Annotated in this window: 19 protein-coding genes; 13 read left to right on the top strand and 6 right to left on the bottom strand. The window is 66.6% G+C overall.

Annotated elements, in window-relative coordinates; all coding sequences use genetic code 11:
- Positions 1 to 35: 35 nt before the first annotated feature.
- Together IPK75_06650 and IPK75_06645 are read right to left on the bottom strand one after the other, a co-directional pair.
- Entirely contained in the window at positions 36 to 203 is a 168-nt protein-coding gene (locus tag IPK75_06650; protein ID MBK8198032.1) for a YdcH family protein, read from the bottom strand.
- 115 nt (positions 204 to 318) lie between these two features.
- Entirely contained in the window at positions 319 to 1005 is a 687-nt protein-coding gene (locus tag IPK75_06645; protein ID MBK8198031.1) for a GGDEF domain-containing protein, read from the bottom strand.
- A 124-nt stretch (positions 1006 to 1129) separates the two neighbouring features.
- Between IPK75_06645 and purE the strand changes: the two genes are divergently transcribed.
- From purE to IPK75_06610, 7 genes are all read left to right on the top strand, one after another.
- Entirely contained in the window at positions 1130 to 1624 is a 495-nt protein-coding gene (purE, locus tag IPK75_06640; GenBank protein MBK8198030.1) for a 5-(carboxyamino)imidazole ribonucleotide mutase, read from the top strand.
- Entirely contained in the window at positions 1621 to 2700 is a 1080-nt protein-coding gene (locus IPK75_06635) for a 5-(carboxyamino)imidazole ribonucleotide synthase (GenBank protein ID MBK8198029.1), read from the top strand. The genes purE and IPK75_06635 overlap by 4 nt, the downstream gene beginning before the upstream one ends.
- Before the next feature lie 4 nt (positions 2701 to 2704).
- Entirely contained in the window at positions 2705 to 3460 is a 756-nt protein-coding gene (locus IPK75_06630) for a creatininase family protein (GenBank protein MBK8198028.1), read from the top strand.
- A gap of 88 nt (positions 3461 to 3548) precedes the next feature.
- On the top strand, positions 3549 to 4280 hold the full coding sequence (locus IPK75_06625) for an ATP-binding cassette domain-containing protein (protein MBK8198027.1): 732 nt from the start codon (positions 3549 to 3551) through the stop codon (positions 4278 to 4280).
- A 20-nt stretch (positions 4281 to 4300) separates the two neighbouring features.
- On the top strand, positions 4301 to 5035 hold the full coding sequence (locus IPK75_06620) for an ABC transporter permease subunit (GenBank protein ID MBK8198026.1): 735 nt from the start codon (positions 4301 to 4303) through the stop codon (positions 5033 to 5035).
- Positions 5036 to 5044: 9 nt separating this feature from the next.
- A complete protein-coding gene (locus IPK75_06615) occupies positions 5045 to 6943 on the top strand; it encodes a Gldg family protein (protein MBK8198025.1) in 1899 nt (632 codons plus the stop codon).
- Positions 6940 to 7959: a DUF4340 domain-containing protein gene (locus tag IPK75_06610; GenBank protein MBK8198024.1), complete on the top strand. Its 1020-nt coding sequence runs from the start codon at positions 6940 to 6942 to the stop codon at positions 7957 to 7959. The genes IPK75_06615 and IPK75_06610 overlap by 4 nt, the downstream gene beginning before the upstream one ends.
- Positions 7960 to 7970: 11 nt before the next feature.
- Here the strand turns inward: IPK75_06610 and IPK75_06605 are convergent, their stop codons facing one another.
- Positions 7971 to 8618, bottom strand: coding sequence for a DUF1223 domain-containing protein (locus IPK75_06605; protein ID MBK8198023.1), 648 nt, complete (start codon positions 8616 to 8618; stop codon positions 7971 to 7973).
- Positions 8619 to 8733: 115 nt separating this feature from the next.
- The gene (acnA, locus tag IPK75_06600; GenBank protein MBK8198022.1) at positions 8734 to 11502 is read right to left on the bottom strand and encodes an aconitate hydratase AcnA; all 2769 of its coding nucleotides are present in this window, start codon (positions 11500 to 11502) and stop codon (positions 8734 to 8736) included.
- Between the two features lie 165 nt (positions 11503 to 11667).
- Between acnA and ccmA the strand changes: the two genes are divergently transcribed.
- The 5 genes from ccmA to IPK75_06575 are packed head-to-tail and all read left to right on the top strand — an operon-like array spanning position 11668 to position 14337.
- Positions 11668 to 12249, top strand: coding sequence for a heme ABC exporter ATP-binding protein CcmA (gene ccmA, locus IPK75_06595; protein ID MBK8198021.1), 582 nt, complete (start codon positions 11668 to 11670; stop codon positions 12247 to 12249).
- On the top strand, positions 12246 to 12911 hold the full coding sequence (gene ccmB, locus IPK75_06590; GenBank protein MBK8198020.1) for a heme exporter protein CcmB: 666 nt from the start codon (positions 12246 to 12248) through the stop codon (positions 12909 to 12911). The genes ccmA and ccmB overlap by 4 nt, the downstream gene beginning before the upstream one ends.
- A gap of 20 nt (positions 12912 to 12931) precedes the next feature.
- Positions 12932 to 13663, top strand: coding sequence for a cytochrome c biogenesis protein CcsA (gene ccsA / locus IPK75_06585; protein MBK8198019.1), 732 nt, complete (start codon positions 12932 to 12934; stop codon positions 13661 to 13663).
- 3 nt (positions 13664 to 13666) lie between these two features.
- A complete protein-coding gene (gene ccmD / locus IPK75_06580) occupies positions 13667 to 13819 on the top strand; it encodes a heme exporter protein CcmD (GenBank protein MBK8198018.1) in 153 nt (50 codons plus the stop codon).
- The gene (locus tag IPK75_06575) at positions 13816 to 14337 is read left to right on the top strand and encodes a redoxin family protein (protein ID MBK8198017.1); all 522 of its coding nucleotides are present in this window, start codon (positions 13816 to 13818) and stop codon (positions 14335 to 14337) included. Before ccmD ends, IPK75_06575 begins: the two co-directional genes overlap by 4 nt.
- A gap of 24 nt (positions 14338 to 14361) precedes the next feature.
- Here IPK75_06575 and IPK75_06570 read toward each other — a convergent pair whose 3' ends face one another.
- Positions 14362 to 14895, bottom strand: coding sequence for a MarR family transcriptional regulator (locus IPK75_06570; protein MBK8198016.1), 534 nt, complete (start codon positions 14893 to 14895; stop codon positions 14362 to 14364).
- 145 nt (positions 14896 to 15040) lie between these two features.
- On the opposite strand from IPK75_06570, the gene IPK75_06565 reads away from it, so the two are divergent.
- Positions 15041 to 15592 (top strand): NUDIX hydrolase, encoded by a 552-nt coding sequence (locus IPK75_06565; GenBank protein MBK8198015.1) that lies wholly within the window; start codon positions 15041 to 15043, stop codon positions 15590 to 15592.
- On the opposite strand, the gene IPK75_06560 is transcribed toward IPK75_06565, so the two are convergent.
- Positions 15589 to 16323 (bottom strand): septation protein IspZ, encoded by a 735-nt coding sequence (locus IPK75_06560; protein ID MBK8198014.1) that lies wholly within the window; start codon positions 16321 to 16323, stop codon positions 15589 to 15591. The two genes, IPK75_06565 and IPK75_06560, sit on opposite strands and share 4 nt — an antisense overlap.
- Positions 16324 to 16329: the final 6 nt, after the last annotated feature.

The raw sequence follows: 16329 nt of genomic DNA, 5'->3' as shown, positions 1-16329 counted from the left end.
GCAGGTCCGCAAGAAACGGGCCATTCGGGGGTGCGTCAGCTGGCCTTCAACTGTCGCAGTTCCTCCTTAATCCTGAGTTTCTGCCGTTTCATGTCCTTTACCGTCAGATCGTCGCGGGCTGGGCGCTTCTGTTCGGCGGCGATCTGTTCGTCCAGTTGGCGGTGCTTGTTTGCGAGCTCACTGATCCGACCATCGAGCGACATGGGCAGTCTCCTTTTTTCGGCACGGCACTGATGAGGCCGTGTGACCATCATGCCACAGGGGGGACTGCGAGTCATGGGAAACCGGACCGGTTTTTTGTGACTGTCCGTTAATTGGTCAGCGCGCGGCGCGTCCGGCGGCTTTCCGGCGCGATTTCTCCAGGAACATGGCCTGATCGGCGCGGGCGATCAGCGCGGCGGCGGTCTGGGCGGTGCGCCACTCGACCACGCCGCAGGAGGCGCCGACCCGCACGACGGGCGTTTCCGGCCGGGATTCATCACGAACTTCGAGCGCGTCGATGGCTTCGGCGAGCTGCGCCGCCTTGCGCTGGGTGTCCTCGAACGTGGCGTGCGCGAGCACGACGCCGAACTCGTCCCCGCCGAGGCGCCCGACAATGTCGGTCTCGCGCGTGCGGGCGCGCAGTATTTCGGCCACGGTGAACAGCACATCGTCGCCGGCGGCATGCCCGTAGGTGTCGTTGACCAGCTTGAAATTGTCGAGGTCGATGAAGATCAGCGACAAGGGCGTCTGGAAGCGGCCGGACAGCGCGATCTCGCGGCGAACTTCGCGCTCGAAGGCGCGGCGGTTGAAGATCGGCACCAGCGCGTCATTGTCGGCCAGCAGTTCGGCATCGGCGAGGGCGGCGCGCAGGTCATCGCCCTCCGCGCGCAGGGCCAGCACTTCCTCGCTCAACGCCTCGATGGCGGCGCGCGTGCGCCGGTCAAGTTGCGCGAGGTCGACGCCCAGGGCGTCGAGGAGGGCCCGGCGTTCTGCCGAATCGGTCACGGGAAAGTCCTTCGCCATGCAAGGCACGATAGTCCGGAAACGGCCGTCTGTAGAGCCCTCAGCGCCACTCGCCTGCCGCGCGAACGGTTGACCGGGGCGACGGCGCACCTATGGTGCGCGTTTTCCGGCAGCGAGGCGGGCGATGGCAGCGGGCAAGACCCCGGTAGTAGGCATTATCATGGGCAGCCAGTCGGACTGGCCGGTCATGCAGCACGCCGCCCGGATGCTGGAGGAGATGGGGGTGGCGCACGAGGCGAAGATCGTCTCCGCGCACCGCACGCCGGACCGGCTGACTGACTATGCGAAGGCCGCCAAGGGCCGAGGCCTCAAGGTGATCATCGCCGGGGCCGGCGGCGCCGCGCACCTGCCCGGCATGACGGCTGCCATGACGCCGCTGCCCGTGCTGGGCGTGCCGGTGCAGTCGAAAACCCTGAGCGGGCTCGATAGCCTGCTGTCCATCGTGCAGATGCCGAAAGGCGTGCCGGTTGGCACGCTGGCCATCGGCGAGGCGGGCGCCGCCAATGCCGGCCTCTTGGCCGCCGCGATTGTTGCGCTGGAAGACAAGGCGGTCGCAGAGAAACTGGACGCGTTCCGCGCCGCACAGACGGCCGGCGTGAAAGAGGCGCCCGAAGGATGACGCCTCTGCGCTCCGGCGCCACAATCGGCATACTTGGCGGCGGGCAGCTGGGCCGGATGCTGGCCAGCGCCGGCGCGCAGCTGGGCTTCGACATGCTGATCTACTCGCCGGAAGACGACCCGCCGGCGGGCCGCGTTGCGGCGGGCGCCTGGTCGGCGGCCTGGGATGACGGCGATGCGCTCGCCGAATTTGCGCGGGCCTGCGATGTGGTCACGCTCGAGTTCGAAAATGTTCCCGTACGGACGGTCGAGGCGGTGGAAGCGGCCGGCACGCCGGTATTGCCGGGCGCGGCCTCGCTGAAAGTCTCGCAGGACCGTTACACGGAGAAGTCGTTCCTGAATGCGCAGGGCATAACCACGGCGCCTTTCGAACCCGTGGACGGCCCCGGTGACGTGACCGCGGCGCTTGCGGCGCTCGGCGGAAAGGGCGTGCTGAAGACGCGCCGCGAAGGCTATGACGGCAAGGGGCAAGCCTGGATCCGTTCGCCGGAGGAGGCCGAGGCCGCCTGGCACCGCATCGGCGAAGCGCCAGCGATCCTGGAGGCGGCGATTGCCTTCCAGTGCGAGATCTCTGTGCTCGTCGCGCGCAGTGCCAACGGCGAGACACGCACCTGGGCCCCGCCCCGCAACCTGCACAAGGACGGTATCCTGGCCGTCTCGCAAGTGCCAAGCGGCTTGCCGAAAGCGATCGAGGAGGATGCCCGCGCAAAGGCAGTGCGGCTCGTCGGCGCGCTCGGACATGTCGGCGTGCTGGCGCTGGAATTCTTCGTGCTGCCGGACGGGACGTTGCTGGCCAACGAGTTTGCGCCGCGGGTCCACAATTCCGGTCACTGGACACCGGAAGCCTGCCAGACCGGCCAGTTCGAACAGCACATACGCGCCGTCGCCGGCTGGCCGCTGGGCGACACGCGCCGCCTGTTCGATGCGGAGATGATCAACCTGATCGGTGAAGACGGGCTTGTCAGCCCGGCCGCGCTGGGGCCTCATGACACGCTGACACTCTACGGAAAGCGCGAGGCGCGCCCGGGCCGCAAGATGGGCCACATCACGCGCCGCCTCGCCCCACGAAAGGACTGATCCGATGCGCCTTCCCGTCTCGACCTGGCCCGACATCGAAGCCTGGCTGAAGAGATCGAAGACCATCGTCGTGCCGATCGGCTCGTTCGAACAGCACGGACCGAACGGCTTCATCGGCACCGATGCCCTCTGCCCGGAGATCATCGCCAACCATGCCGAAAGCCTGGCGCCGGACGACATCCTCGTCGGGCCGACGTTCAACGTCGGCTGCGCGCAGCACCATCTCGGCTTTCCGGGCACGATCACGCTGCGCCCGTCGACGATGATGGCAGCGATGGCGGACTGGACGGAGAGCCTCGTGCGCCACGGGTTCGAGCGCGTGCTGTGGTTCAACGGCCATGGCGGCAACATCTCCACCATCGAGGCGGCGTTTGCGGAGATTCACGCGCGCCGCAGCTACGATCCGCGCGGCGCCGATAATCGCCCGGACCTGATGCTGAAGCGGCGCGACTGGTGGGACTACCGTGAGGTTATGGGCATCTGCAACCAGCTCTATCCGACCGGCCATGGCAGCCACGCCACGGCGTCTGAAGTCTCCGTCACCTATTGGGCCTATCCCGAGCGTGAACGCAGCAAGACCGAGATGAGTCCCAAGATCGCCCCGACCGGCACGATCAGCGACGCCGTGCGCTATCGCCGGGACTTCCCGGATGGCCGGATCGGCTCCGACCCGACACAGTCGAGCGTCGCGGACGGGGGCAAGATTGTCGACGTGGCTGCCAAGTGCCTGCTGGAAGAAGTGGCGCGGTTTGGCGCCTGAATTCGACGCAATCTTCACAGCCGAGGTCTGGAAGCGTTAAGCCAAGGGGTCTATCCAAGACTCCCATGAGATCAGGCGTTCCCGCGGCATGCTAGAGGTCAAGGCGCTCGAGAAATCCTACGGGTCGAAAGCCGCCGTCCGCGGCGTGTCGTTCACCGTGGAGAAAGGCACCGTGCTGGGCTTCCTCGGCCCGAATGGCGCGGGCAAATCCACCACGATGCGGATGATTGCCGGGGTGTTGGAGCCGGACGCGGGCGATGCGCTGATCGACGGCAAGTCGATCATCTCGGACCGGCGCGCGGCGCAGGCGGCGCTTGGATACCTGCCGGAAGGCGCGCCGCTCTACGAAGACATGACGCCGCCGGAATTCCTGCGCTTCCTGGCCGATGCGCGCGCCCTGCCGCGCAAGTCACGGCGAGATGCCGTGGACCGGGCGATTGCCGATGCGCGCATCTCCACCGTCAGCCACCAGCGGATCGGCGACCTGTCGAAAGGCTATCGCCGGCGCGTTGGCCTGGCCGGCGCGATCCTGCACGACCCGCCGGTGCTGGTGCTGGACGAGCCGACGGACGGCCTGGACCCGAACCAGAAACGCGCCGTCCGCGCGCTGATCGCCCGGATGGCGCCGACCAAGGCGATCATCATTTCCACGCACACGCTGACCGAAGTGCCGGCGATGTGCCACCGCGCCGTGCTGATCGACCGCGGCCTCGTCGTTGCTGACGACACGCCCGCCGGCCTGACCCGGCGGTCCGAGGACGGAACACTTGAATCGGCCTTTGCCCGCCTCACCGACCAGGTGGAGGAAGAGACGCTGTGAAGGATGTACTGCAACGCCAGCTGAGCGGATTCGGGGCGACCTATCGCCGGGAGCTCGGCGCCTATTTCGCGACGCCGATGGCCTATGTCTTCCTCGCGGTCTTCCTGCTGGCGCTCGGCCTGTTCACCTGGGAGGCCGGGCGATTCTTCGATACCGGCGTTGCAGACCTGCAGCCCTTCTTCGTGTGGCATCCCTGGCTCTACATGATCTTCCTGCCGGCGCTGGCGATGCGCCTGTGGACGGATGAGGCAGCGAGCGGCACCGATGAGCTGCTGATGTCGCTGCCGGTGGGCATTCCCGGACTGGTGCTGGGCAAGCTGCTCTCCGCCTGGACGGTCGCGGCCGTCGGGCTCGTGCTGACCTTGCCGATGTGGCTGACGGTCAATTTCCTCGGCGCGCCGGACAATACCGCGATCGCGCTTGCCTATTTCGTCAGCCTGCTGATGGCCGGCGCCTATCTGTCCATCGGCGCCGCCGTCTCTGCACTGACCGGCAGCCAGGTGACTGCTTTCGTGATCAGCGTGGTGATTGCCTTCGTGTTCACGGCCGCCGGCTGGCCGCTGGTGCTGTCGACCGTGCAAGCGATCTTCGGCACCGGGTTTGCCGACCTCATCGCGCGGTTCTCCTTCATCACCCAGTTCGAGAGCGCCCAGCGCGGCGTGCTGGAGCTGCGCGTGGTGACTTATTTCCTCGGCTTCACGGCCACGTTTGCCTTCCTCAACTGCCTCTGGGCCTCGCGCCAGCGGCTCGGCTGAGGACATGGCATGAACGCGCGGCGCTATCTCATCTTCTCGACCCTGCTGGCCGGCGTGCTGCTGCTGGCGGGCAATATCGCCGCGCAGAAATTGCTGGCAGGGGCCCGCGCCGACTTCACCGAAGGCGGCCTCTACACCCTGTCGCATGCGACGCGCGCGACGCTCGAGGACATCAGCGAACCCGTCGACCTGACCTTTGCCTATTCGCGCAAGGTCGGGCAGGCTTTCCCGGCCGTGCAGGCGCATGCGGCGCGGGTGCGTGAGCTGCTGGCGAGTTACCAGGCGGCGTCGGGCGGACGTATCCGCGTGCGCGAGATCGATCCCTCGCCCTTCTCGGAAGCGGAGGACGAAGCGCTCGCCGCGGGCATCGCGGCCGTGCCGTCCGGCGGCAACGACCCGCTGTATTTCGGCATCATCGGCCGCAACACGATCGACGATGTGCGCATCCTGCCTTTCCTTGCGCCGGAACAGGACCTGACGCTGGAATATGACCTGACCCGGATGATCGCGCGGCTGAACCATCCCGAGCCGCCCCGTGTCGGCATCCTTTCTTCGCTGCAGGGCATGGCAACGCCGGACCCGGCAGGTGGCTACGCGTTGCTGCAGGATATCGCCCGCACTTTCGAGATTGATCCGTTGCCGGAGGATTTCAGCGCGCTGCCCGAGGGGCTCGACGTGTTGCTGGTTGCCCATCCGCCGCCGCTGTCGAGCCGGCAGGAATGGCTGATTGACCAATACCTGCTGCGCGGCGGCCGGGCGGTGTTCCTCGTCGACCCTGCTGCCAAGATCGCCGTGACGGGTGACGTGTTCGGCATCAGCAGCGAATTGGCGCGCTCAAGCCTCGGCCGCCTCGGACGGGCCTGGGGCGTGGAACTCGCGTCCGACGCCGTCGCGGACGCCGCCTTCGCCTTGCCGGTGCCGGTCGAGACCGCCAATGGCCGCGTCGAGGAGCTCGCCCATCCGCTGTTCATCGGCGTGCCGGCCGCGGCGATGAACCGGGAAGATCCGATCACGGCAGACCTGATGCGTGAAGTAAACTTCGGCGCGCCGGGCGCCCTGGTCGTCGGTACGCCGCCGCCGGGCGTGACGCTGACGCCGCTGATCATGACTGGGCCAAGCCCTTCCTACATCAATGCCGGCGAGGCAGCGCGGGACATGCCGCCTGCCGAAGTGCTGCGCAACTACAAGAGCTTGCCGGCGCCGCTGCCGCTGGCGATGCGCGTTTCCGGCCTTCTGGTCAGCGCCTTCCCGAGCGGCGCGCCGGCGATCGACACGCCGCGCGACCCGGCCGCCGCCGAAGCGGCCCGCGCGGCCGCCGCTGCCCTGCCCCCGCACATCCGTGCCGGCGAGCGGCCCGCAGAGATCGTGATCATCTCGGACGCCGATTTCATCGCTGACGAATTCTACATCGTCGAAGGCGGAGGCGTGGCGGTCGCCGACAATGGCGCGCTTGTGCTCAACGCGCTCGATGCCCTCGCCGGCGGCGGGGAATTGTCGCGCCTTCGCTCGCGCGCGCCGGCGCTGCGCCCGATGACGCGGATCGACAACATGCGCAGCGCCGCCGAGGAGCAATACTTCCGCCAGCAGGAAGAACTGGAATCCCGGCTCACGGCCGCGCAGGCCCGCCTCGCCGAATTGCAGGGCGAAGGCACCGGCGATGGCTTCTTTGCAGGCGACCTTGAAGCCCAGCTGAACGACGAGGAGCGTTCGGAGCTGACCGCGTTGCGGGAAGACATCCTCGCGCTGCGCGCACGCCTGCGCGCCACGGAGCGCGATTACCGGCGCGGGATCGACCAGCTGGAAGGCACGCTGAAGGCGCTCAACATCTGGGGCGGCCCGGTCCTCGTCACCCTCGCCGGCCTCATCGTCTGGCGCCGCCAGAAACGTCCGCGCAGGCCCGCCGCATGAGCGCCCTGCGAGACCGCCAGCGCACCCGGCGCACGCTTGCCCTCGCCGCAATGGCGGGCGCCATGTGCCTTGTCGCCATCGCTGCTTCCTTCGGCGGAGGCGCACCGGTGATGACGAGTGATCGGACGGGCACGCCCGTGTTCCCGGACTTCGAGGCGCAGCGCGCCGGCGCTTCCGGCATCCGCATTACGCTCGCCGACGAAAGCTATATGCTCGTGGCGACCGGCGAAGGCTGGCGTCTCGGGTCGAAGACCGGATACCCGGTTCGCCAGGACCGGCTCGCCGAGTTGTCCGGCGGTATGGAGAGCCTCGTCTGGGATACACCGCGCACGGAGGATCCCGAGAAGCTGAATCGCATCGGGCTCGGCGATCCGCGCGAAAGCGGCACCGGCGCCCTGCTGGAGCTGATCGGCGAGGACGGCGAACCAACCGCCGCGCTGATCACAGGACGGAAAGGCGACAGCATCTATGCCCGGCGCCCGGACGAGACCAAGGCCTTCCGCGTCACCGGCGACCTGCCGCCGCTCTACAGTTCCGAAGCCTGGCTCGACCTCGGTTTCCTCGACATTCATCAGGATGCGGTCTCGGCGGTGCGCCTGACCGACGAGGAAGGCCAGAACCTGTTCCTGCAACGCGAAGTCGGTTCCAGCGACCGGGCGTTCCAACCTGCCCCGCCCTTCCACAATTACCGCCTGACGAGCCGGCTGGCGGTGACCGGACCGGCGCTCGCGCTGACGCGCTTCCTGCCGATCGGCGTCAAGCCGGCCGCCGCGCTGCGCACGCAGCCTGTGGCGAGGCACATCACGCAGACGCATGACGGCCTGGAAGTTGACGTGCGCGCCTACCGTGAACGCGACGGCCTGTTCGTGACCCTGCGTGCGGTCGAGGCGGGAGAAGGCGCAACGCGCGCCGCCGCCATCAACGAACGTGCGGCCGGCTGGGCGTTCGAGCTGACGGCAAATGACTGGGCAGACTACACGCCGCTCGTCTCTTCAATCGTGAAACCGCCGGGCTAAGGCCGCTGGAGTCAGTCGGCGCGCAGCGTCGCGAGCACTCGGCCCATGCCGGCTTCCTGCACGACGAGCGCGCAGCCGGATTCGCAAGCCGGCAGGTCAATCTCGGCGCGGCCACCGAGCCACGGACCGATCTGGCGGACACTGGTGACGGGGTTCGGCATCTTGGTCGGGTTCGCCCCGTCCTTGAGATAGCTGATCCACCAGATATCGGCGAGGCCGTCGCTGGTGCCAGTGAGCACGACGCGCTTGCCCGCACGCTGTAGCTGGACATCCGCGGCCGGTGCCATTTCGGCTTTCATCATGGCCGCGCCCACCTTGGTCGGCTTGTTTCCGGGCGCCTGCTCAAGGCCATTGTAGACCGATTGCGGTGTGTACGGACCGCGCAGCGAGAAACGGTCGACATAGGCGCGCTGGCGCTCTTTCGATTCCGGCAGGGCCATCTTTTCCTTGCCGCCGAGATAGTCCCAGTAGTCGACCGCCCAGGTCAGCACGAGCACGTCCTTGCCGCGCTCCGCCTCGACCGCGTCCAGCGTCTTGTAAGCCGCAGGGCACGCCCGGCAGTTCTTGGACGCGAACAGTTCGACCAGCACCGGCCCCTCGGCATGCGAGGGCGCAGCCAGACTGAACAGCACAGCCAAGGTGAGAAAGAGGCGCTTCATGGCGGCGGTTATATGTGTTCCCGCGGGGCGCGCACAGTCACAGCCGCGTGAGACACTGCGAAAAAGCCTGCCCCCACCGGCCCGGTGAGGCAGGCCTTTTCCGCGTTACGCGGCGTCAGGTGCCCGAGCGGGCGAGGTCGCGCAGCACGTAGTGCAGCACGCCGCCATGCTTGACGTAGTCGACCTCGATCTCGGTATCGATCCGGCATTTCAGCTGGATCTCCTTCACGGTGCCGTCGGCATAGGTGATGCGGCACGGCACGGTCGACAGCGGACGGATATCGTTGCCGAGGCCCTGGATATCGACGGTCTCTGTGCCTTTCAGGCCCAGCGTCTTGCGGTTCTCGCCCGGCATGAATTCGAACGGGATGACGCCCATACCGACGAGGTTGGAGCGGTGGATACGCTCGAAGCTCTCGGCGATCACGGCTTTCACGCCGAGCAGGTTGGTGCCCTTCGCCGCCCAGTCGCGGCTGGAGCCGGCGCCGTATTCGATGCCGCCGAAGATGACGAGTGGCACGCCCTTGTCGATCCAGGCCATCGCGGCGTCGTAGATCGAGGTCTGCTTCCCGTCCGGGCCGATCGTGTAGCCGCCTTCGACGCCGTCGAGCATTTCGTTCTTGATACGGATGTTCGCGAAGGTGCCGCGCATCATAACTTCATGGTTGCCGCGGCGCGAGCCGTAGGAGTTGAAATCCTTCACAGGCACCTGGCGGTCGGTCAGGTATTTGCCAGCGGGGCTGGTCGCCTTGAACGAGCCGGCCGGCGAGATGTGGTCGGTCGTGATCATGTCGCCAAGCACGGCAAGCACTTTGGCGCCGGTGATCGGGTTGATGTCGCCCTTCTCCGGCGACATGCCGCGGAAGTAAGGCGGGTTCTGGATGTAGGTCGACGAGATCGGCCAGTCATAGGTCTCGGCCTTGGTCGTCTCGACCGCCTGCCATTTCTTGTCGCCCTTGAACACGTCGGCATACTTCGAAATGAACATCTGCCGGGTGACCGTCGCGTGGACCATGTCGGCGATTTCCTTGGTCGTCGGCCAGATGTCCTTCAGGTAGACCGGCTTGCCGTCTTTCGAGGTCGCGATGGGATCCTTCGTGATGTCGATGTTCATGTCACCGGCAATCGCATAGGCTACGACCAGCGGCGGCGAGGCGAGATAGTTCGCGCGCACGTCGGGGCTGATGCGGCCCTCGAAGTTGCGGTTGCCCGACAGGACGGAGACGGCCACGAGGTCGTTCTCGTTGATCGACTTGGAGATCTCCGGCGCCAGCGGGCCGGAGTTGCCGATACAGGTCGTGCAGCCATAGCCGACGAGGTTGAAGCCGAGCGCGTCGAGGTCTTCCTGCAGGCCGGCGGCATTCAGGTATTCGGAGACGACCTGCGATCCGGGCGCCAGCGAGGTCTTCACCCACGGCTTGCGCGCCAGGCCGAGCGCGCGCGCCTTGCGGGCCACAAGGCCGGCGCCGATCAGCACATACGGGTTCGACGTGTTGGTGCAGGACGTGATCGAGGCGATCACGACCGAGCCGTCATTCAACGTCCACGGCTGGCCGTCGACCTTGGCGCGGCCCGGGCCGATGGCGTCGCCCGGAATGGTTTTCGGGTCAGGCGCGCCGCCCTCTTCCGTCATGTCGGATTTCTGGAGCGCCGGCGCGGTGGCGGGCTTGCGGATGCCGGCCATGTATTCGCCGAAGACGCGGGCCGCCGCATCGAGCGCGACGTGGTCCTGCGGACGTTTCGGGCCGGAGATGGCGGGCACGACATCGCCGAGATCAAGGTGCAGCGTCGAGGTGTAGACCGGCGCATAGTCGGCGCCGCGCCAGAATCCGTTCTGCTTCGCATAGGCTTCGACGAGCGCGATACGGTCCTCGTCGCGGCCGGTCTGGCGCAGGTAGCGGATCGTCTCGTCGTCGATCGGGAAGAAGCCGCACGTCGCGCCGTATTCCGGCGCCATGTTGGCAATCGTCGCACGGTCGGCGAGCGGCATGTTGTCGAGGCCGGGGCCGTAGAATTCGACGAACTTGTTCACGACGCCGTGCTTGCGGAGCATCTGAACGACTTTCAGCACGAGGTCAGTGGCGGTGACGCCTTCCTTCAGCGCACCGGTGATCTTGAAGCCGACAACTTCCGGGATCAGCATCGAGACCGGCTGGCCAAGCATGGCGGCTTCCGCTTCGATACCGCCGACGCCCCAGCCGAGCACGGCAAGGCCGTTGACCATCGTCGTGTGCGAGTCGGTGCCAACCAGCGTGTCCGGATAGGCGACGAGTTCGCCTTCCTCATTGGTCGCGGTCCAGACCGTCTGGGCGAGGTATTCGAGGTTCACCTGGTGGCAGATGCCGGTGCCGGGCGGCACCACGCGGAAATTGTTGAACGCGCTCTGGCCCCATTTCAGGAACGTGTAACGTTCCATGTTGCGCTCGTATTCGAGGTCAACGTTCATCTGGAAGGCACGCGGGTTGCCGAACTCGTCGATCATCACCGAGTGGTCGATCACGAGGTCCACCGGGACCAGCGGGTTGATCTTCTTGGCGTCGCCCTTCAGCGCCTTGATGCCGTCGCGCATGGCGGCGAGGTCGACCACGGCCGGAACGCCGGTGAAGTCCTGCATCAGCACGCGGGCCGGGCGGTAGGCGATCTCGCGCGGGTTCTGGCCGCCCTTGTCAGCCCATTCGCCGAACGCCTTGATGTCGTCCGGGGTCACCGTCAGGCCATCCTCGAAGCGCAGCATGTTCTCGAGCAGCACCTTCAGCGAGGCCGGCAGGCGGGCAATGTCGCCGAGCCCGGCCTTCTTCGCCGCCGCTTCGAGCGAGAAGTAGGTGTAGCTCTTGCCGCCTGCGGCGAGGGTGCTCTTCGATTTGAAGCTGTCTTTGGATGCCATGTGTGGGACCTTGCCTCCTGTCACGGGACCGCCCGGGGCTGGTCCGTTTGATGCGTTGGGGGTCTCTTATATGCCTCCCCCCGGTCGCGCAATCGGGCGCAGGGCTGCAGGCGCGCGACAAGGCCGCGCTTGCGGCTACCAGCGAACCGGCTATCCCTTCAGGCCATGGAAGCGGGCGCCCCTCCCCTCGTCAGCGCAGCCGGCCTTGCGATCATGCGCGGGGAGCGCGTGCTGTTCCGGAATGTCGACCTTGCGGTCCGGCCGGGTGAGGCGCTGGCGCTGCGCGGCGCCAATGGCGCGGGCAAGACGACGCTGCTGCGCATCCTGGCCGGCCTGACCCGGCCGGAAGCAGGCGCCGTCCACCGCGCCGCGACGCCGCATTGGATTGCCCACCGCGAGGGGCTGAAACCGGCCGAAACGCCGCGCGAGCACCTGCGCCTCTGGGCGTCCGCCTGGGGATCGCCCGCCGATATCGACACGGTCCTTGCCCGGATGGGACTTGCCCGGCCCCGGGACGTGCCCGCGCGCTACCTCTCCGCCGGCCAGCGCCGCCGGACGGCGCTGGCGCGCCTGCTGCTGGACACGCGGCCGGTCTGGTTGATGGATGAGCCGTACACGGCGCTGGATGCCGAAGGGCGCGGCCTCGTCGATGCATTGATCGCGGAGCATCGCCAATCTGGCGGCGCGGTCATCGCAGCGATCCATGGCGAGGCGGGCTTCGCCCCCTCATCCGAGCTCGCACTTTGACGCCCGCCCCCCTTCTGGCCGCCTTCCGGCAGGCGCTGGGCGAAGCCTGGGCGGGCGGTGCGGGCGCGCTGCTGCCGCTGGGCTTCCTCGGCGGAGCAGCGGTACTCGTCCCGCTCGGTATCGGTACGGACGGCAACACGCTGCGCGCTGTTGGCCCGGGGATCGTCTGGGTCGCGCTGGCCCTGTCGAGTCTCGTCACCCTGGAGCGGATCTTCCAGGCCGACACTGAAGACGGCACCCTCGACCTCTGGCTGCAGTCCGGCGCGCCGGTCTCGGCCATCGCGGCGGCCAAGACGCTCGCGCACTGGCTGGCCGCCGGCCTGCCGCTTGCCCTGTTCTCCCCCGTGCTCGCCCTGATGTTCCAGGCCAAGGCCGACGCCAGCCTGCTCGTGAATGCCGGCCTCTACGCCCTCGGCAGCCTTGCCTTCTTCTTCTGGGGCGGCGCGGGCGCAGCCCTGTCGGCCACTGTGCGGCGGGGCGGCCTGCTGATCTCGCTGATCGCCCTTCCCCTTTATGTTCCGACCGCGATCTTCGGCGCGCTCGCGATGACCGGCGGGCCAGGATCGGCCGGCGCACCGCTGTTCCTGGCCGCCTCCACCCTCTTCGCCTGCGCTGTTGCGCCCTATGCCATGGCCGCTGCCCTGCGCTTGGCGGCAGACTGAGGGAGCGCTAGGTCAGTTCCATGTGGTCCTACTTCGCCAACCCCCACAAATTCCTGCGCTTGTCTGACTGGCTGGCGCCGGTCTTCTATGCCGCCGGCGCGCTGTGCATCGCCTGGGGCCTCTGGCAGGGCCTGTGGATCGTGCCGAAGGACGAATACCAGGGCGGCGACATCATGCGCGTGATGTTCGTGCACGTCCCCGCCGCCTGGCTTGCCATGGCGAGCTATTCGGCGCTCGCGGTCGCCAGCTTTGTCTGGTTCGTCTGGCGTCACGAGGTCGCCGACATCGCCGCCAAGTCGATCGCGCCGCTCGGCGCCACCTGGACCGCGCTCTGCCTCGCCACCGGCTCGATCTGGGGCAAGCCGACCTGGGGCACCTGGTGGCAATGGGACGATGCACGGATGATGTCCGTGCTGTTCCTGTTTTTCCTCTTCCTCGGATACATGGCCCTGCGCGCCGCCATGGACACCCGCCAGAAAGCGGCCCGCGCCGGCGCGATCCTCGCCATGATCGGCGCGCTCAACGTGCCGCTGATCAAGTTCTCGGTCGACCTGTTCACCTCGCTCCACCAGGATGCCAGCGTGATCACGGCGGACGGCCCGAAGATGGCCGCCGTGTATCTCTGGCCGCTTCTGGTAAGCGCGCTTGGCCACTCCTTCCTGTTCGGCGGACTGGTGCTGACATCCATGCGCACGGAAATCCGCGAGCGGCGGATCGCCCGGCTGCGCGCCGAGGCGCTGGAAGGAGGATGACGCTTGCCCGAGTTTGACAAGAACGCCGCCTATATCTGGGCCTGCTACGCGATCGGCGCCGTGCTGATCCTCGCCGCGACCGCGCAAGTGATGCTCGCGGCGCGCGCCGCCCGCAAACGGCTCGCGGCGCTCGAGACGGACAAGACCGCGCCATGACGCGCTGGGTGTTCGCCCTGCCCGTCGCCGCGCTGCTCCTGTTCGGCGTGCTCGGGGCCTGGCGCATGCTGAACCCGGAAAAGGGTGAGTTCGAGCGCATCTCGCGCGCCGCGCCGTCGTTCGTGTTTGAACTGAGGGAGGGCGGAGAAGTTTCTTTCGCGCCGCCGCCCGGCGGCGAGGCGGTGATCGTCAACCTGTTCGCCAGCTGGTGCGCGCCGTGCGAAGCGGAACACCCCTTCCTGCTGGAACTCGGCGCGGCCCATCCCGACAAGCTCTACGGCATCCTCTACAAGGACACGCCGGAAAACGGCGACGACTTCCTTCAGCGCCTCGGCAATCCCTTCGCCGTCGTCGCCCTCGATCCGGAAGGCCGCGGCGGGCTCGACTTCGGACTGACCGGCGTGCCGGAAACCTTCGTGATCTCCGGCGACGGCGAGATCGTGCTGCACATCAACGGCCCGCTGGATGAAACCTCGCTGCAAAAAATAAGCGAGGCGCTTTTGGCGCCTCGCTTGTAATCCGGCTTCGCTGGAAAGCGGAGCTTATTTCTTCTTCTTGGCCGGAGCCTTTTTGGCAGCCTTGGCAGGCGCTTTTTTCGGAGCAGCCTTGGCCGGAGCTTTCTTGGCTTTCGGCGCCGGAGCAGCTTCTTTCTTCTCGGCGTCTTCGACGAGGCCGCCGAGGCCTTGCATCAGGGCGTCCTGCTTCGCCTTGGCGAGCGTGGCGAACAGGGCAGCGTCAGCTTTCGAGACAGCCGGCAGGGCTTTGTCATAGGCTTTCTTGCCTTTGACGGTGAGGCTGACCGACTTGGCGCGGGCATCCGTTTTCGAGTCGGAGCGCTTGATCATGCCGCCGGCTTCCATGCGGGCGACCATGTCGGCGAGGGTCGAGCGGTCAACGCCGGTGGCATTGACAAGATCGGACTGGCTGACACCTTCGTTGCCCGAGAGGGCAGCGAGGACAGAGAACTGGCGCAGCGTGAGACCGGCCGTTTTCAGGGCAGCGGCCGAGTGGTTGGCGGCGATCTGCTGGGCGCGGTGCAGGAGGTGGCTGGGCGAGGCGTTGAGGTTGAAGGCCATGGTGTTGGTTTCCGTTTTGCTAAAGATGGGATTCGGTGAAAGACGAGGGGTGTTGAACAGGGCCGATCCACTTTGGGGGCGTTAAACAAGAACCCCGTAGGCGGATCAAACGCATTCCCCATACAGGCGACAGGATAAAGATTGGATGACTGATCAATTGCCAACTCCTTTCCAGCATGAAGATTTTCGACTGGCCGTTCCGGAAGGAGATGACAGGGTACGGCGTATCTGTAACCGCTGCAACTTCGTGGACTATGTGAACCCGAAGATCGTTGTCGGCTCGGTCGTCACGCAAGGTGAGCGCATCCTCCTGTGCAAACGCGCGATCGAACCCCGCAAGGGTTTCTGGACGCTCCCGGCAGGTTTCATGGAGGAGGGCGAGAGCGTCGAGGAAGGCGCCATGCGCGAGGCACGCGAGGAAGCCTGTGCCGAGATCGCCATCGACCGGCTGCTGGCGGTTTACTCCGTACCCCGCATCGCGCAGGTGCAGGTGATGTTTCGCGCCGAACTCAGGTCAGAGATCGCGCCGGGTCCGGAAAGCGAAGAAGTGATGCTGGTGGAATGGAAGGACATTCCGTGGTCGCAGCTGGCGTTCCCCACGGTCGTCTGGGCGCTCACCCACTTTGCCGAAACGCGCGGACAGGATTCGTTCGCGCCGTTCGCAAATCCGCCCGGCACCGACAAGCTGACGCGCTAGGCGGCGGCTTCGCCTTCCGGCTCGCGCATGTGTTTCAGCGTGTAGGGCGTGTTGAGCGCGCCGAAGATCAGCACGATCACCATGTTGCCGAGTTTCCAGTTGGCCCACACATCCTCGGCATCTTTCGCACCGAATGTCAGCCCAAGGAATTCATAGGCGCCGGCCGGCGCGACCGGAATGCCCGCCATCACCAGCGGCACGTCGAAGCCCGGCGCATACGTGCGCCACAGGTACTCGTTCCAGAGGGCCATCGCGATGAAGAAGAAGCCCCAGCGGATGGCAAGCGTGCGCCAGGCGAAATCCGGCAGGTCGAACACTTTCGAGAACAGCGATTTCCAGATGTTACGGCCAAACAGCAACGGCACGAAGATCATCACCGCCATGAACAGCTGCTGGATCGTCGGCTTCACATAGATGAAGGCCTTCTCCTGGAGCAGGATGCCAATCAGGCCGAAACCGGCAACGATGCCGGAAGAAAACAGCATGATCTGCGACACCGGCTGGCGGCTGATCACCTGCTTCGCGAGAAAGCCCAGCATCAGCGCGAGCAGCGCGCCCGTGGCCCAGAAGATTGCGGTGTCCTTGTTGATCAGACCGTCCAGCAGCTCGACGCGCCGGAAAACGTTGTAGACGAGCACGAACGCGATCACCGGAACGAAGTCGCCCCAGAGCTGGTTTGCCTTGCCGGCCGCTGCGCCGAGGTCGCTGTCGGGTTTCGATGTGTCAGTCATGCCACT

This window comes from Acidobacteriota bacterium (assembly GCA_016712445.1).
Taxonomy (GTDB): Bacteria; Pseudomonadota; Alphaproteobacteria; order Caulobacterales; family Hyphomonadaceae; genus Hyphomonas.
Note: the sequence above shows the minus strand (reverse complement) of the source record. Positions and strands in the feature narration are given on the sequence as shown.

Bases quoted from the DNA above. Each gene is read 5' to 3' on its own strand.
- IPK75_06630 (MBK8198028.1), top strand. From the start codon at position 2,705: ATGCGCCTTCCCGTCTCGACCTGGCCCGACATCGAAGCCTGGCTGAAG.
- acnA (MBK8198022.1), bottom strand. From the start codon at position 11,502: ATGGCATCCAAAGACAGCTTCAAATCGAAGAGCACCCTCGCCGCAGGC.
- IPK75_06565 (MBK8198015.1), top strand. From the start codon at position 15,041: ATGACTGATCAATTGCCAACTCCTTTCCAGCATGAAGATTTTCGACTG.
- ccsA (MBK8198019.1), top strand. From the start codon at position 12,932: ATGTGGTCCTACTTCGCCAACCCCCACAAATTCCTGCGCTTGTCTGAC.
- IPK75_06650 (MBK8198032.1), bottom strand. From the start codon at position 203: ATGTCGCTCGATGGTCGGATCAGTGAGCTCGCAAACAAGCACCGCCAA.
- IPK75_06645 (MBK8198031.1), bottom strand. From the start codon at position 1,005: ATGGCGAAGGACTTTCCCGTGACCGATTCGGCAGAACGCCGGGCCCTC.
- ccmA (MBK8198021.1), top strand. From the start codon at position 11,668: ATGGAAGCGGGCGCCCCTCCCCTCGTCAGCGCAGCCGGCCTTGCGATC.
- IPK75_06610 (MBK8198024.1), top strand. From the start codon at position 6,940: ATGAGCGCCCTGCGAGACCGCCAGCGCACCCGGCGCACGCTTGCCCTC.
- IPK75_06625 (MBK8198027.1), top strand. From the start codon at position 3,549: ATGCTAGAGGTCAAGGCGCTCGAGAAATCCTACGGGTCGAAAGCCGCC.
- IPK75_06560 (MBK8198014.1), bottom strand. From the start codon at position 16,323: ATGACTGACACATCGAAACCCGACAGCGACCTCGGCGCAGCGGCCGGC.
- IPK75_06635 (MBK8198029.1), top strand. From the start codon at position 1,621: ATGACGCCTCTGCGCTCCGGCGCCACAATCGGCATACTTGGCGGCGGG.
- IPK75_06615 (MBK8198025.1), top strand. From the start codon at position 5,045: ATGAACGCGCGGCGCTATCTCATCTTCTCGACCCTGCTGGCCGGCGTG.
- IPK75_06605 (MBK8198023.1), bottom strand. From the start codon at position 8,618: ATGAAGCGCCTCTTTCTCACCTTGGCTGTGCTGTTCAGTCTGGCTGCG.
- IPK75_06570 (MBK8198016.1), bottom strand. From the start codon at position 14,895: ATGGCCTTCAACCTCAACGCCTCGCCCAGCCACCTCCTGCACCGCGCC.
- purE (MBK8198030.1), top strand. From the start codon at position 1,130: ATGGCAGCGGGCAAGACCCCGGTAGTAGGCATTATCATGGGCAGCCAG.
- IPK75_06575 (MBK8198017.1), top strand. From the start codon at position 13,816: ATGACGCGCTGGGTGTTCGCCCTGCCCGTCGCCGCGCTGCTCCTGTTC.